Raw genomic sequence first — 15,248 nt, 5'->3', positions numbered from 1 at the left:
CTAATCAATGCACTCTAAAACCGGAAGAGCCACTCTGGAACGCGCCCACCAGTACCATAGCTCCGACGACCAACGCGCCCACCGCAGATCGAATCAACGACACAGTCCGGGAACTCCCCGGAGCGGATAAGAGCCTACTGGGGCTGTATCAGAAGGGACTTGCCGAGCATGGTGACAACCTCGCGGTGATAGACGCCACCACGCAATGGACATACGAGCAACTCAATGAGCAGTCGGATAAGTGGGCCCAGCTTATTGCTGCAACTGACCCGGCGCCTGGTGATCTCGTTGGCATCATGATGGAAAAGTCCGCACAACAGATCGCAGCGGTACTAGGCGCAATGAAGGCCGGATGCGCCTACTTGCCGCTGAGCGTGGACCAACCGGTGGGGCGTAACACTTCCATCATCAACGATGCGGGTGCATCCATTGTTGCGATGGACCATCCGGACGATGATTTCGCTGCGTTAGCCGAGCACTGCACAGTCATCACTCTGGCCGATGTCGCCCGGCATCGGCCAGGTGACCAGGCCTTAAGCGAATCGAGTCCGACACCCAGCTCGCTTGCGTACGTCATCTACACGTCTGGTACGACGGGCACTCCCAAAGGAGTAGCCATCACCCACGAGTCGGCGGTCAATACGATTGTCGATGTCAACGAACGCCTCGGGGTGACTCCGACCGACCGGATATTGGGGATTTCAGAGCTAAACTTCGATCTATCGGTATACGACATCTTCGGGATGTTCGCGCGGGGTGCTACCTTGGTGTTGCCATCTCCAGCAGACAAACGTGATCCGCAGTGCTGGGCAGATGCCGTAACTACGCACTCGGTGACGCTGTGGAACTCTGTGCCAGCACTTTTTTCGATGTACGTGGAACACCTCCGCGAACGGAGCCTCATTGGTTCCTCCGTACGGTCGGCACTACTCAGCGGAGATTGGATACCTGTAAATATCGCTTACCAGGTCAGCACCCTCTTCCGGGACTGCACAGTTTTCGCTGCTGGGGGTGCTACCGAGGCATCGATATGGTCAAACTGGTACGAGGTAGGCGTCGATGATGCCTCGCGTACCAGCATTCCCTATGGAACGCCGCTGGCAAATCAGCGAATGTACATCCTCGATGAGGCCCTGAACCCCCGACCCACGCATGTGCCGGGAGACCTTTACATTGCCGGACGTGGCCTGGCCATGGGGTACTGGAAGGACCCAGAGAAGACCGCAGCATCATTCATCACCCACCCCCGCACCGGCGAACGAATGTACCGCACGGGCGACAAGGCCCTCTACAATCACCTTGGTCACATCATCTTCCTGGGGCGCGAGGACGGTCAGGTTAAGGTCAACGGCTACCGCATCGAACTCGGTGAGATCGAGTCAACAGCACGAAAATTCAACGAACTCCGCGATTGCGTCGCTGTCAACGACCATGGCATTGTTCTCTACGTTGTTACGCATGAGGGCTTTAACATGGCAGCACTCAATAACCACCTCGCCGAGTCTCTCCCTGCCTATATGCGTCCACGCGTGATATCACGCATTGATGGGCTACCACGGTCTTGGAACGGCAAGATTGATCGCAAGAGTTTAGAAGGAAAAACCTTTGAACAACCACAAACAAGGGAACGCTCTCGTAATCACCGAGATTCGGGTATCATTACCGTCTTGCAAGAACTCCTCGGGCCCAAGGAGATCAGCATCGACGATGACTTCTTCACCATCGGTGCCGACTCGCTCACGGCCGTGCGGCTTACTAACTCGATTCGTCGAGAAATGTCAGTAGAGATCTCCATACGTGACGTATTCAACCATCCAACGGTCCGAGAATTGTCCGACCTGATCGCCGACATCGTCGGCAGCGACGTAGAAGAAGGCGAAATTTAGAGTTCATGCCACACCTGTTTCACTCACCTGACAAGCCACTTGCCCCCAACCCAGTGCTACGCACAAGCAGCCTAATCTGAAAGGAAACATCATGCCCAGTACTCCCCACACCACCCCGAAAGATGCAAAAGCAGGACGGCTGAACATCACCGACCTGATGAACATCGGCATCTTCTTCGTCATCAACTTGGTAGCCGGCGTGGTCATCGCCTTCATCGGCATCACCCCCATCACCTACGTGATGATCACCAGCGTTCAGGCCCTCATCCTGGGCATCCCGATGATGCTGTTCTTGGCCAAGGTGCACAAGCCCGGCATGGTCTTCATATTCCTTCTTCTCAGCGGCCTCGCCAGCCTGCTGCTTGGTTTAGGCATATGGCCACTGCTGCTCAGCTTGGTCATGGCCGTGTTTGCCGAGTTAATTTTGCGCGCCGGCAAGTATACGAGCGCAATACACAGTGTGATCGCCTATGCCTTTATAGCAGTGTCACCCACCGCATCATATATTCCGCTTTTCTTCACCACTCGGCGCTACATAGAGAGCAGCGGCATGCAGACCAAATATGGTGCTAGTTTCGCGGATGGCCTCACCTCTATTGGCCAGATGACTTGGCTATTCCTCATCATTGTGATAGTAACCTTCGTATGCGGGATCCTCGGCGGGATCCTCGGCCGGCGCATCTTCACCAAGCACTTCCAGCGAGCAGGAATCGCCTGATGTCGCCCACTTTGCCCGGATCAGGCACGCACACAGCGGGACTCCATCTGGACCCACGCACCACGGTGCTGGTCATCCTCGTGGTGTCCTCGGTGCTCATCTCACCGGCCGGGTCCAGTGGGGCGCTGGGCAGCACCGCCCGGTGGATGCTCATTGCCGTTCCCGGGGCACTTTTCCTCGCCTCCGGCATGGTGGCCGCTGCACTGCGATACGCACTCACCTTCGCGGTGCTCGCCGGCTTTCCTGCGGTGGTGGTACAGGCCCTGCCCGAGCGCCACATCATCGTGGACGTGTGCGCTACGTGGTTCGCAGGGCTTTCGCTCATCCTCCCTGGCATCACGTGCTGCTGGTACCTACTACGCACCGTCTCGGCCAGCGAATTCATGGCCGCGATGCAGCGCATGCGGAGCCCCGACGCCCTGACCATCCCCACGTCCATCATGTTCCGGTTCTTCCCGACGATTCTCGAGGAATACCGCGATATCCGCACCGCCATGCAGATGCGTGGCATCTCGGGCCTGCGCAACCCGATCGCTATGCTCGAATACCGCTTTGTGCCACTGTTGGCGTCCGTTGTGAGCATCGGCAACGAGCTGGCTATGTCTGCAGTGACCCGCGGATTGGGCTCGCCTCGCCGACGAACCACGCTGTGCGAGATAGGCTTCCGCGTAGGCGACGCAATAGTCATAAGCGTGCTCGTCGTGTCCCTGATCCTACTACTGGTAAATATAGTGATGCTGCCGTGATAAAGCTGCACGATGTGTCACTATCCTATGGTCAAAACACAGCGGAGCCGGTGCTGCACCACGTAAATCTCACCGTGGCGAAGGGCGAACTAATTCTAGTGTGTGGCGAATCAGGCTGCGGTAAGTCCAGCCTGCTACGCCTGATAAACGGCGTGGCGCACACGTTCTGCGACGCCCAGATTTCGGGGGAGGTGCTGCTGGACGACGAAGACATCACTCATGCCCACCCACACGACATCGCCGAACGCGTAGGCTCAGTGTTCCAAAACCCCAAGTCGCAATTTTTCACGCTGGAAGTAGCCAGCGAACTCGCCTTTGGCTGCGAAAACCTCGGCGTGGCGCCCAACGAGATTCGACAGCGTATTGGGGAACTTTCCGCAGATTTCGGCATGGTTCATCTCCTCGACCGGCACCTGTTCACACTTTCCGGCGGCCAGAAACAAAAAATAGCATGCGCTTCAGTGGCCGCGATGCACCCACAGGTACTACTACTAGACGAACCATCATCAAATCTCGACCTCGCCGCCGTCGATGAGCTGCGCCGCATCGTCGCGCAGTGGAAGACACAGGGCCGCACCGTCCTGATCGCTGAGCATCGGCTTTCCTACCTAGTTGACATCGTGGACCGAGTGCTGGTTATGCAGGACGGGCAGATCGCTCATGATCTCAGCGGCTCGGAGTTTCGCACCCTAGACAAGGCCGAACTGTACCGCATGGGCTTGCGCTCAGCGCAGCAGGTCCCCGAGGTGACCCGCGAGCCACGCCCTTCAAGTGGCACGATGGTGCTCAAAAAGCTACAGTTCACCTACCCCAAGGCTACAGAGCCATCCCTGAGCATCAGCCACACGGAGTTGCCGCAAGGACAAGTCATCGGCGTGGTAGGACGCAACGGGGCCGGAAAATCTACCTTTGTGCGCGTTCTGACTGGCCTGGAATCTAAGGCCACCGGCGTGGTGGACATCAATAACCGCTCGCTCTCGGGTCCCCGGCAGCGCCTGCGCCAGTCCTATTTAGTAATGCAGGACGTAAACCACCAGCTTTTCGGGGAGAGCGTGGAGTCCGACGTAATCATCGGCACCAGTGGACCGGATGGGAAAAACGAAGCGCGCCTTACCGAGGTGCTTGGTGCACTTGATCTCGCGGACAAGCGGGCCCGGCACCCGATGTCGCTTTCGGGCGGCGAACGCCAGCGCGTGGCCATCGCCTCAGCAGTCCTAAGTGAGCGCGAGGTAATCGTCTTCGATGAACCCACCAGCGGGCTGGACCTGTGCCGCATGCACCGGGTGGCCCACCTGCTAGACGCCCTAGCCCGGCAGGGCAAGACCGTTTTGGTAGTAACCCATGACATGGAGCTGGTGGCGCGGTGCTGCGATCTTCTCCTGCGCGTGGAAAAAGGCCGCCTTACCGCCTGCGAACCGTGCGATGATCTCGCACTGGCGCGCACGGTGCGGTATCTACGCGGCCGCGACAGCTAGTCCCTACAGCTTCCAGCTGGTGGCGTCGCTCTTTTCACCCCAGAAGCTGCGGTAGCGTGGGGAACTCTCCATGAGTTCCTCGTGGTTGCCGATAGACTCCACGGTGCCGGAGGGACTCATCATCACAATCTGGTCCGCGTCGCGGATGGTGTGCAGCCGGTGCGCAATGACGACGATGGTGCGCTCGGCAGAAAGCGTTTTCATACCGCGCATCACAAGGTGCTCATTCTGCACGTCTAGAGAGCTAGTCGCCTCATCAAGCAGCACGATCCGCGCGTCCTTCAGTAGCGCACGAGCGATGGAGACACGCTGACGCTCACCACCGGAGAGATTCTGCCCGCCCTCGCTAATCAGGGTGTCAAACCCCTGCGGCAGCTGCCGGGCAATCTCGGTGACACCGGCCAACTCCGCTGCGCGGAGCACCTCCTCCCGCGTTGCATTGTGGCAGCCCAGGCGGATGTTTTCATACAGTGTGTCCTCGAAGAGGTACACGTATTGGAACACCATAGCCAGCGAATCCAACACCGCCCGGGAGCCAAGATCGCGAATATCCACACCACCGATACGGATGGTCCCCTGGTCAACGTCATAGAAGCGTGCCGCAAGTTTTAGCAAGGTGCTCTTGCCGCAGCCGCTGGGACCCACCAACGCAGTAGTAGTTCCGGGCGCCACGCGGAAACTCACGTCGCGGACCACTGGGGTGTTGGGTTCGTAGCCAAAGCCCACCCCATCGAACTCGATGCCATAGTCGCGTGGCGCCGCCGGAACCGCAGGCTCCGGCAACACCCGCGCATCGAGGATCTTTTGGATCTCATCTAAGGTATTGCGCGCGGATTCCAAGCCCTCGCCGTAGGGTATGCCCGACATAGCAACGCGAGCCAGGATGAACACCAACACAATGACGCCAATGTAGGTGCCTGCTTCTAGCCAGTGGTTGAGAAGTAGCACGGTGGCCAGGGCATCAATGACCACGGTACCGACCATGATGATTAAAGCCAGACGACCCATGATCATCTCACCTGTCTTCTGGGTGTGCTGCTGGGCGCTAAGCTGCTCTCGAATCGAGGCGCGCACGGCGCGCTCCCCCAGCGAATCCGGCCCAGCCATGCGCAGCACCGGCTGCACCTGGGCGAACTCCAGCACCTCCGCGGCGCCGTGCTCGTTGCGCTCGCCCTTCTGGCGCTCTGCCACGCGGTACTGCCGCATTAGGCGGTTATAGGCGAACCACACCACGGCAGCCACTGCAACGGTAACCAGCCCCAGCCGCCAGTCCACGGCGATGAGAAACACGCAAGCCAAACCGGCCGAGGCAGCACCGTGCAGCATGGGCCGCAGCATCATTGCCGGCGCGTTAGCGGCAAACAGCGCACCGCTGGTGGCTACAACACCGATCTGGCCGGCGCGATCTTCTTCAAAATAGCCCAGGGGTAGCTGTGCCGTGCGATCGGCGATAAGCCGGTGGATGCGCAGCACGTAATCATGCCCCAGGTCCTGGGCAATAACCTCAGTGGGCCAGTCTGCGGCGGCGTAGACGAGGACGGAGATAATGATCCAGGGCAACCATGCTGCGGCCTGCGCGGGATCTTCGCTAAACAGCGTGTCCAAAAACAGTGCAATGAGGATAAGGCCAATGGCCAACGCCACCGCGGAAATCCCAATTAGCGTAAGGACCAGCACCAGACGGCGACGATCAGCCGGACTGCCCAGTGAATAGAGCGTGCGGATCATTATTTTTCCTCCCCTTGGATGCCCGCCTGCGCGGTTTGGTAGCGTGCCCACATCGTGGCGTAGCCCTTGCCTGCCGCCACTAACTCTTCGTGAGTGCCTGCTTCGGTGACCTCACCGTTTTCCAGCATGAGGATCCGGTCAGCGCCGGTGATCGTGTGGAGCCGGTGTGCGATAACTACTAGCGTGCGCCCGGCCACCAGCTCGGTAATGGCCCGCTGGATCGCGGCCTCGGAGTCCGGATCCGCAAAAGCGGTGGCCTCATCCAACACGAGGATCGGCGCGTCGAGCAAGATGGACCGGGCAATAGCCAGCCGCTGCTGCTCGCCACCGGAAAGCTGCGCGTCCTCTCCCACCACCGAGTCGTAGCCGCGCGGCAGATGGGTAATGCGCTCATGAATCTGGGCGGCGCGGGCGGCGCGAACCACGTCTGCGTCGGTGGCCTCCGGGTGAGCGAGGCGAATGTTATCCCGCACGCTCATCCGCATAAGGTAAGGGTCCTGGAAGACGAACCCTACCCTACGGTAGAGCTGGTCAGATCGGAGATCAGTACTAGGGACGCCACCAATGCGCACCGACCCCTCCGTGGGGTCTAATAGCCGGGGGATGAGCGCGGCTAACGTGGACTTCCCCGAGCCGGAAGGTCCCACCACCGCAGTGATGCTGCCGGCGGTAAGTTTTTGGTTAATGCCGGAAAGCACCGGGGTGTCCGGCACGTAGGAGAAGCTTAAATCTTTCAACTCAATTCCGGCGTTTGCAGGCTCCCTGCCGCCAGCAGCGGGCGGCAATACCGGGATGTTGAAGAACTCGGTGAGATCCGCCGCGGCAGCCTTCGCCTCCGAAAACATGATGTTAGTGCGCGAAAGCATAAGCAGAGGCGCGGCGATGTTGTTGATGAACAAAAACGCTGCCAGCACATCGGCCACTGGTACGCCCGCAGACGTGATGAGCCACGGGCTGGCCGCGGCTACCACCAGCAGGCCAAACCCGGTGGAGGTGAAGATCTTCATCAAAGCGGTGGGGTGTACGGTGGCGTGCAACCACTCGCGATAGAACCCACCAAAACTCCGGGAACGACTAAGGAAAATGCTCTCGTCGTAGCCTTCCGGAACAAACACCTTGATAACCGGGATGCCGCGCACCAACTCTACGACGGCGGCGTCTAGCTGCTTCTGGCTGGACTTAAATTTCTCCGCCTTTTCTTGAAACTCGCGCATCATAAACGGCATGGTGGCCACTGCCAACAGCAGTGGTACCAGGCCCAGCAGGCCTATCCGCCAGTCCACCACGAACATGTATCCCAGGCTCAATAGCGGTACGAGTACACCGGCCGAATAATCGTGCGGCGCGTGGGCGATGAGCTGGTGGATCTTGGTGACGTCGTCTTCGATGTAGGTTTTCACAGTCCCCGAAGGTGTCCGCGTAAACCAAGACAGCGGGAGCCTACCCAGCTTGGTAATCTGCTGCTGGCGTAAGTGCTCGCCCAAAAGGCCGTCGGCCTGGTGGCTTACCTGGAGGCTCTTCACGGTTACCTGTCCATGTAGGACGGTGGCCACCATGAGCGCCGCGACTAGCAGCCACAGCTTTGACGCATCTATCGGCTCTCCCTGGAAGGACAGCATTACGGTGCGCACCAGCTCAACCAGCACGATTACCGGCACCAGCGACAAAACCGCCGCCAGCACCGCCAATAGCAGCGACACCGTGATCTGCCGGTGGGCAGGTTGAGATATTTGCCTAAATGTAATGGGTGGTTTTTGTTCGGTCATCGGGGCCTCTTTACTTAACAGTCACAATCACGCATTGTTCCGCGCTAACCAGGCAGTGTTCCCAGTAATTCCCGCTAGAAAACCGGCAAGCAGGTCGAGGAACTCGGTTCCAGTATCGAGCGGGAAGAAATGCCCACCCGGCAGGACCTTCAGTTCAAAACTACCGCTGGTAAAACTTTCCCACCGGGAAAGCATCTCTGGGCTGACAGCTGGGTCGCTATCCCCCGCCAATGCCAGCACAGGAGAGCGAAGCACCGTGGTTGCATGGTGAAAGCCCTCGTGTAACACATAATCGCGACGAATGTCAGCGAGCAGCAGCTTCATCACATCATCATTGGCAAGGATCTCAGGTGGTGTGCCACCTACCTTCTCAAACTCCCTGCGCAGCGCACCGAACCCCATTGACGAGTGGTATTCCCCAGGCACGGTTTCTCCGGGCGCCTGCCGTGCGGCCACCACCACGGCTTCCGGTATAGTGGGCCGATGCATCTGCTGCAGGCAGGCAGCAACCTGGTAGGCCAGCGCTGCCCCCATGGAGTGGCCGTACAACGCAATCGGCGCGCCCGCCGCCAGATCTACTATCTCGGTTGCGCACATATCGGCGAGCTTGTCAAAGTCGCTTACCCATTTCTCTCGGCGACGGGTTGCCTTTCCGGGAAGCTCCACCGGCACCACGTCAATGCTTGGGTTGACCCCCACCCATCCACGATAGACGGAAGCGCTGCCTCCTGCGTGATGGAAGCAAAACAAGAGGGTTCCAGTGCGATGTCCGGCCACAAACGGAAAGACTCCCTCGCAGCTGATTTCTGTCATTTTTCGCCTTTCGCTAGGTCGGACTGATTAAGCACGATTTCTACTGCTGCGACGGTACCCGGGTCTGTGGCAAGCAACTCGGGCATCCTGCGGGCTGCGGAGTCGTATGCTCCACTTACCAAATCGGCAATTCCGGCGGCCAGGGACTGGGCACTCAGTTCGCCTCGCTGGGCGTCAATATAGTTCGGCCCGGCACCGTTTCGACAAACTGCGTTGGCATGGAAATGTTGGTCACCACCGAATGCAACCGCAAGGCACGGCTTGCCGGCGCGCAGGATCGCCCCGGTGGTGCCCAGTGAGCCGTGGCAGATGCCTGCACGGCACCACGGAAGCACAGTCGCGAACGGGACCCGGGCGACGGTGAGGATTCCTTCTCTCACACCAGGCTCATGATCGGGATCGACGATTATCGCCCGCAGACCATGCTCGATGCACGCGTCTCGAGTCCATCGTTGAAGGTCATAAACGCGATCTGAGACCATACTCCCAAAGCTTGCCAGAACCGGGGCCGAGCCGGCAGCCACAAACTCCTCGACTGCTGGGTCTAGGGCGAGTTCACTGTGGTGCGGGTCAAGCCACTCGCCAGTGACGTGAATGTGGTTTTTCCATTCCGGCGCCGGCGGACTCAACGCGGGACTGAATTGGTAGATCGTGGTTGGTGGAGAGGAGAGCGCTCGCTGACGCAGCCCCAACCTACGGCGCCATGCCGCTATCACTGGGCGCATCGCCCAAGCCATCAGAGTATTGGACATCCAGTGGGTGACCAGAGCTCCGACAGAGCCGTCCAGTTTTCGCGGATCCACGAGGCTGTAACGGAGGCAGGGTTCGCTAGGGAAAACCTGCACCCGAACGCTGGGGACTCCGCGTGCAGCCCCTAACAACCGAGCAACTTCACTGAATTGGGTGTACATGACCACGTCAACGCCATCCATGGCATGCTCTAACACATCGAAAACGTGGGCTTCAGATATCATCTCACGGATACCTAAGACAGTGTCCATCATGCCTTTACTATCGCCCAAAAGGCGCTTCATTAACGCCCGGTAATCACCGGGTAACTCGATGTAGTCCACCCCGTTTGCACGAAAACTCCCGCCGAATTCGCTAAACCCAGCCAAAACAAACTGGTGGCCACGATCTCGAAGTGCGACACCAAGGTGCGCAAATGGCAGCATATCACCCTCAGAACCCAGGACGACCGCGAGAACTTTCACAGCCGTCTCAATCCGTAATCCAACTAGGCCACTCAGGAACCCAAGACTCCCCCATGAGCTTATCTTCCGGGCCAATATCACGAATGACTCGGCACGGATTACCGGCTGCGAGTACCATGGGCGGAATATCTCTTGTCACAACACTGCCAGCACCAATTACTGCACCATGCCCAATCGTGACACCCGCAGTTACCGTGCAATTGCCACCAAGCCACACATGGTCTTGTATGGTGATCGCACCCCCGGTACACACCATGTATTGCCGCTCTACGGGGTCTAAGGCGTGATTGCCAGCAAAGAAGGAACACCATGGACCAACCATGACCTCATTGCCAAATGTCACCGGGGCCATATCAAGTACCGTCGTTCCTCGATTGAAGGTCACGCCATCTCCGACCTTGATTTTCGAGCCATATTGGACATGAAATGGCAGGAAAACCATTAAGCGCTCCCCCAGTTCACCAAGCAGGTCTGCCATCACTGCCTGCTTCTCCGCTGTTTGAAGTGGACGAAGCTGGTTGAGATCGTGACACTTCTCCGCCGCCTCCATCATCTCGTAATAGAGATCCGGGTCCTCAATAGGGCGGAAGGGCTGACCGCAGAGAATCTTATCTTCGATTTGCTCTCGAGAATCCATGGATACTCCTTTGCGCTTGAGAGGCGCGAGCCACAATACGAATTACGGTCAGCCACGCGGTTTGACCCTGACTAGTCGGAATACCCAGATTCTTAGCTCACACTTGGTAGCTTACAGGCCTTCGACTTAATTGTCAAGCATGCCATGCCTAATTATGGTATGCTCAACTTTGCAGCAACCTGCAGCGTCGCCGCCGATCAGCCGACCTGTGCAGCCCTCTCCTGCGGGGCGCTGTGCACGACCCGGTGCCGCTAGACATACATCATTTTCTAAGGATTAGTTGGCACTACCCCAGGCGCTTGCTCCGTGGACCACAATCCATCGTTCGCGGGCAATAATCGGTTTTCCTTCTGCGGTAGGAGAATCGGTGCGCCGTCTAATAGACCATTGACGTATATCCAGGGATGAATCATGAAAGAAAACCCCACCACGGCAACCGCTAGCGGTGACCCCAGCGCCACCGCAGTCCCCTCAACCAGCGCCCACGCAAAAGGCCGCGACCTGGTGCTTGATGTCCAAGATCTGCGATGTAGCCTGGGAAAAGTCAAGAAGCGAACGGAAATCCTGCGCGGTGTGACCCTCGCCATTCCGCGCGGGGGCATCCTCGCCGTCCTAGGCGCCAATGGTGCCGGCAAGACAACCTTGGTCAATGTCCTTTCCACGCTGCTGCCCGCCACGGGCGGAACCGCCATCATCGATGGCCACAACTTAGCCACGGATCCTTCCAAGGTGCGCGCTTCCATCGCGCTGACCGGGCAATACGCCGCAGTGGATGAGGAGCTTACCGGCAAGGAAAACCTCATCTTCTTTGGCCGCCTGGCAGGGCTTAAAGCTAGCGATGCGAAGGCCCGCGCCGCGGAACTTCTTGAGCGCTTCGATCTGGTTGGCGCCGCCGACCGCCTGGTTTCGGCATACTCGGGCGGCATGCGCCGGCGGTTAGATATCGCCGCCTCCCTCACTGTCCCGCCCGCGCTGCTGTTCCTCGACGAGCCGACCACGGGCCTCGACCCCGCCGCGCGCAGCTCCGTGTGGGATACCGTCCGCGGGCTGGCGGCCGACGGCACCTCGATCCTGCTTACTACCCAATACCTGGAAGAAGCTGACCAGCTCGCAGACCGCGTCGCCGTGCTCGCCGGAGGCAAGGTGCTCGACGAAGGCACCCCCGCCGAGCTCAAGGACCGCTATGGCACCACGGTGTGCCTCATCACGATGTCTAGCCCGGACGATGCCGCACGCCTCACCCACACCTTGCAAGAACACCGCATCGACTGCCGCCAAGAGGACACCGTATTGCGCGTCGATGCGCCCGATGGCCACCGCACCCTAGTCCGGGCGCTGGCCTTGTGGGATGGCGACGACACCTCGGTCGCGGACGTCTCCTTGGTTCCGCCCTCCTTGGACGATGTCTACTTCGCTATCGCCGGGTCCGGCGACATCGCGCAGCAGGCTCCCCACACCGGTGGAGGCTCCCAGTGAACGCGCTCGGAGCAGTCGCTGCCTCGTGGCACCGCAATGTCCTGCGCACCGTCCGCAACAAGGCCGTAATGGTTTCCGCCGTGGCAATACCCAGCCTGTTCATGGTCATCTTTTACGCCACCTTCGCCAAGGCTTCGACGGAACTCGGCATCGATTACGCCGCCTTCCTCCTGCCCGCCGGCGTTATTCAGGCGATTGTGTTCGCCGCCGGGGGCTCCTCCTTGGCGATTACGCGTGACGCCGAAAACGGCATCCACGACCGCATCCGCGCCACCGGGACGCCCGCCTGGGCCACGGTCGTCGGCCGGCTGCTGGCAGATCTCACCCGCGCCGCGTGGTCGTGCAGCATCGTCGTCCTCACCACGATCCTGCTCGGTGCCCGCTACGCTGCCGGACCGGGTCGTATTATCCTTACCATCGCCCTTTTCGCCGCCCTCACCATCATCCTCTCCGCGTTTATCGATGGCTCCTGCCTGTTGGCCCCCAAGCCCACCTCGGCGTCCTTGCTCTTCCAAAACCTCGTGCTGGTCATGGTGATGTTCTCCACCGCATTCGTGCCTGCGGATGCGCTGCCCGGCGGCATTGGCCCCATCATCCGGCACGTACCGCTATCTCCCATCTTGGACACCGCCCGCAACCTACTAGGTGGCGCTGCCCTGGGGGCGCGCGGAGTCGAAGCACTGTGCTGGCTCATCGCCATGACCGTCGTTGGCGTATGGGGCTTTATCACCGCTTTCCAGGGGAGGAAACATGACTAACCACACCACCGCCACCGTGTCGCACGACACCACCTGGCTGTCCACTGTCGCCACGCATTTTGGAAGGCACCTGCGCGCCGCCCGCCGCGATAGCGCGGTAATTACCAATACCGTGGCTGGTCCCGTTTTGATGTTCCTGGTCATGCGGTGGCTGTTTGGCGACCTCATGGCGGCCTCGCAAGGCTCTGCCACGCTCGACGCGTTACCGCTTACCATCGCGCTCATCCTTTCCAGCGAACTGATGAATGGCACCTCCGCCGCCGCGCAGATAATTAAGGAACGCCAACGCGGTATCACCACCCGCATCGCGACCACGCGCTACGGCACCAGCCCGGAGATCTTCGGCCGCTGGTGTTTCGATTCCTTACGCAGCCTTATCTCCGGCTGCGCGGTGCTGCTGGCTTCCGTGGCTTCTGGCCTGCGTATTCACACGCTGGCCGGGTTTGGCTGGGTGCTGTTAGTCATCATCTTCGGCGCGGTGGTGGCCGCCTCGCTATCGGCCATGGTGGGCGCGATGTGCGCCACCCCGGAGGCCGCCATTGGCCCGGCCCCCATCATCATGGCGGCCATGGCACTTAACGGCGGCCTCGTGCCCGTGGAGCAATTCGCTGGTGTGGTTCAACCCATCGCCCGGTGGAATCCGCTTACCTTCGCCGCCCGCGCCGGCGCCGCCATCGACGGCACGCCAAGCGCCGAAATCCTTGCCACCGGCCAGCCCGGCACCGCAGTCTGGGCTTTCGTGGCCTGGATGGTAGCACTCACCGTAGTGCTGCTAGCCGCCGCAGCTGCGTTCCGCCGCCCCACCATGTCGTAAATAGCGCCGGTTAGCGCGACAGTGCTACTTGTCGCGCGGCGGCGTCCCCAGCGGCGCGGTAGCGCTACTTGCCGCGCAGGGCGCGCCGCCGCGATAAAGAGCTGCGAATCTTTACCCGCGGCCGCGCTAAGGCGGGTAGTGTCGCCGCCGGTTACCGGCAACCAGGCGGCCTCGCCCGGGGCTAGCTCCAGGTCGTTTACCGTGACCACACCAGAAGTAGCCAGGGCGATGGCCGGTCCGGGAAGCTGCGTGGAAACCGTGGTGCCGGCGGGCAAATCGTAGCGGGTCACCGCAAACTCCTGCACCGGCAGCGGGTACTCTACTACCGTCGCGGTGTTGGGCGCGGCATCGGCAACAGCGGCGCTCTCCGCGCCTGCACCATCGCCCAGGGAGGTGTTCCTATATAGTTTGTCAATTCCGTGGGTGAGTTTGTTGGGGGGTGTGAAGGGTTTCTGCTTTTCCTTGTGGATGTTGTTTTCGGGCACGGTGAGGAGCCGATTGGGCTTGCTGTGCAATCGGCTTGAGGTGAGGGTCTGTTGGTTCTAGGCTGCTGCGGCCTCCTGGACTGTGGAGATGTCTCGGTAGAGCTCGCCGTTTCGCATCATGGCGAAGAGAACGTTGAGGCGCCGGCGTGCGAGTGCGACGACTGCGGCGTTGTGTCTTTTGCCTTCTTTGCGTTTTCGTTCATAGAATTGCCGGGAACGCTCGTGGAATCTGATCGATGCAAAAGACGATTGCCATAGGGCGTTCTTTAATTTTTTGTTGCCAGCCCGGTTAGGCGAATTCGACATGATAGACGTTCCTGACTGATTCGTCCGCGGTGATAGCCCTGCATAGGATGCTAGGTGCGCTGCATCGGGGAAGTCGGACATATCGCCAACAGTCATGAGGATCTGCGCTGCGCTACGCGGGCCGATACCAGGCATGGATAAAAGAATCTCGGTCTGCGGAATGTCCTGAATCAGCTTGAGTACCTGCGCTTCGATTTCTTTACGATGCTCGAGTTTGGTTAGTGCATCTGTGGCGGACATTGCTACGCCAAGTTCGGCGTATTCTGCGCCGGCAATGGATACGGTCTGTTCGTGGATGGCAGCAAGCATGGCATCGATGGCTTTAGGCCAAGGCGAAATAAACATCATGGTCCACGGCCCAAGCAGCATAGCTAACCCCTAACATGTCTACTTTGGGGTTGCCCGCAAATCGTGGACACGTAGTGG

General features: G+C 59.6%; 12 protein-coding genes and 1 pseudogene. 7 read left to right on the top strand and 6 right to left on the bottom strand.

The features are described from left to right. The 4 genes from HMPREF3227_RS05555 to HMPREF3227_RS05540 form a co-directional block, all read left to right on the top strand. On the top strand, positions 1-1,886 hold a 1,886-nt coding region (locus HMPREF3227_RS05555; RefSeq protein ID WP_156452975.1), incomplete at its 5' end, for a non-ribosomal peptide synthetase. Between the two features lie 91 nt (positions 1,887-1,977). After that, on the top strand, positions 1,978-2,604 hold the full coding sequence (locus tag HMPREF3227_RS05550) for an MptD family putative ECF transporter S component (RefSeq protein ID WP_014307391.1): 627 nt from the start codon (positions 1,978-1,980) through the stop codon (positions 2,602-2,604). Further along, positions 2,604-3,350, top strand: coding sequence for an energy-coupling factor transporter transmembrane component T (locus HMPREF3227_RS05545; RefSeq protein WP_014303365.1), 747 nt, complete (start codon positions 2,604-2,606; stop codon positions 3,348-3,350). The genes HMPREF3227_RS05550 and HMPREF3227_RS05545 overlap by 1 nt, the downstream gene beginning before the upstream one ends. After that, a complete protein-coding gene (locus tag HMPREF3227_RS05540) occupies positions 3,347-4,825 on the top strand; it encodes an ABC transporter ATP-binding protein (protein ID WP_066511043.1) in 1,479 nt (492 codons plus the stop codon). Before HMPREF3227_RS05545 ends, HMPREF3227_RS05540 begins: the two co-directional genes overlap by 4 nt. 3 nt (positions 4,826-4,828) lie before the next feature. Here the strand turns inward: HMPREF3227_RS05540 and HMPREF3227_RS05535 are convergent, their stop codons facing one another. Genes HMPREF3227_RS05535 through HMPREF3227_RS05515 form a run of 5 tightly spaced genes read right to left on the bottom strand, consistent with a single transcriptional unit; the run spans position 4,829 to position 10,983 of the window. After that, entirely contained in the window at positions 4,829-6,553 is a 1,725-nt protein-coding gene (locus HMPREF3227_RS05535; protein WP_014303363.1) for an ABC transporter ATP-binding protein, read from the bottom strand. Further along, a complete protein-coding gene (locus tag HMPREF3227_RS05530; protein ID WP_066511042.1) occupies positions 6,553-8,319 on the bottom strand; it encodes an ABC transporter ATP-binding protein in 1,767 nt (588 codons plus the stop codon). The genes HMPREF3227_RS05535 and HMPREF3227_RS05530 overlap by 1 nt, the downstream gene beginning before the upstream one ends. A gap of 27 nt (positions 8,320-8,346) precedes the next feature. Further along, a complete protein-coding gene (locus HMPREF3227_RS05525) occupies positions 8,347-9,132 on the bottom strand; it encodes a thioesterase II family protein (RefSeq protein WP_066511039.1) in 786 nt (261 codons plus the stop codon). Further along, the gene (locus HMPREF3227_RS05520) at positions 9,129-10,346 is read right to left on the bottom strand and encodes a glycosyltransferase (protein WP_066511036.1); all 1,218 of its coding nucleotides are present in this window, start codon (positions 10,344-10,346) and stop codon (positions 9,129-9,131) included. The genes HMPREF3227_RS05525 and HMPREF3227_RS05520 overlap by 4 nt, the downstream gene beginning before the upstream one ends. A 7-nt stretch (positions 10,347-10,353) precedes the next feature. Then, the gene (locus HMPREF3227_RS05515; protein WP_014303359.1) at positions 10,354-10,983 is read right to left on the bottom strand and encodes a sugar O-acetyltransferase; all 630 of its coding nucleotides are present in this window, start codon (positions 10,981-10,983) and stop codon (positions 10,354-10,356) included. 411 nt (positions 10,984-11,394) lie between these two features. Between HMPREF3227_RS05515 and HMPREF3227_RS05510 the strand changes: the two genes are divergently transcribed. The 3 genes from HMPREF3227_RS05510 to HMPREF3227_RS05500 are packed head-to-tail and all read left to right on the top strand — an operon-like array spanning position 11,395 to position 14,031. Beyond that, positions 11,395-12,459: an ATP-binding cassette domain-containing protein gene (locus tag HMPREF3227_RS05510; protein WP_014303358.1), complete on the top strand. Its 1,065-nt coding sequence runs from the start codon at positions 11,395-11,397 to the stop codon at positions 12,457-12,459. Next, entirely contained in the window at positions 12,456-13,217 is a 762-nt protein-coding gene (locus HMPREF3227_RS05505; RefSeq protein WP_014303357.1) for an ABC transporter permease, read from the top strand. Before HMPREF3227_RS05510 ends, HMPREF3227_RS05505 begins: the two co-directional genes overlap by 4 nt. Next, a complete protein-coding gene (locus tag HMPREF3227_RS05500; protein WP_014303356.1) occupies positions 13,210-14,031 on the top strand; it encodes an ABC transporter permease in 822 nt (273 codons plus the stop codon). The genes HMPREF3227_RS05505 and HMPREF3227_RS05500 overlap by 8 nt, the downstream gene beginning before the upstream one ends. A gap of 542 nt (positions 14,032-14,573) precedes the next feature. On the opposite strand, the pseudogene HMPREF3227_RS12845 reads toward HMPREF3227_RS05500, so the two are convergent. Further along, positions 14,574-15,140: pseudogene (locus HMPREF3227_RS12845) on the bottom strand (transposase); the annotation flags it as partial. Between the last annotated feature and the right edge of the window lie 108 nt (positions 15,141-15,248).

It is taken from the genome of Corynebacterium sp. CMW7794 (assembly GCF_001563605.1).
Classification (GTDB): Bacteria; Actinomycetota; Actinomycetes; order Mycobacteriales; family Mycobacteriaceae; genus Corynebacterium; species Corynebacterium phoceense.
Note: the sequence above shows the minus strand (reverse complement) of the source record. Positions and strands in the feature narration are given on the sequence as shown.

Coding starts and splice junctions, on each gene's coding strand:
- HMPREF3227_RS05550 (WP_014307391.1), top strand. CDS start 1,978: ATGCCCAGTACTCCCCACACCACCCCGAAAGATGCAAAAGCAGGACGG.
- HMPREF3227_RS05545 (WP_014303365.1), top strand. CDS start 2,604: ATGTCGCCCACTTTGCCCGGATCAGGCACGCACACAGCGGGACTCCAT.
- HMPREF3227_RS05535 (WP_014303363.1), bottom strand. CDS start 6,553: ATGATCCGCACGCTCTATTCACTGGGCAGTCCGGCTGATCGTCGCCGT.
- HMPREF3227_RS05530 (WP_066511042.1), bottom strand. CDS start 8,319: ATGACCGAACAAAAACCACCCATTACATTTAGGCAAATATCTCAACCT.
- HMPREF3227_RS05525 (WP_066511039.1), bottom strand. CDS start 9,132: ATGACAGAAATCAGCTGCGAGGGAGTCTTTCCGTTTGTGGCCGGACAT.
- HMPREF3227_RS05515 (WP_014303359.1), bottom strand. CDS start 10,983: ATGGATTCTCGAGAGCAAATCGAAGATAAGATTCTCTGCGGTCAGCCC.
- HMPREF3227_RS05510 (WP_014303358.1), top strand. CDS start 11,395: ATGAAAGAAAACCCCACCACGGCAACCGCTAGCGGTGACCCCAGCGCC.
- HMPREF3227_RS05500 (WP_014303356.1), top strand. CDS start 13,210: ATGACTAACCACACCACCGCCACCGTGTCGCACGACACCACCTGGCTG.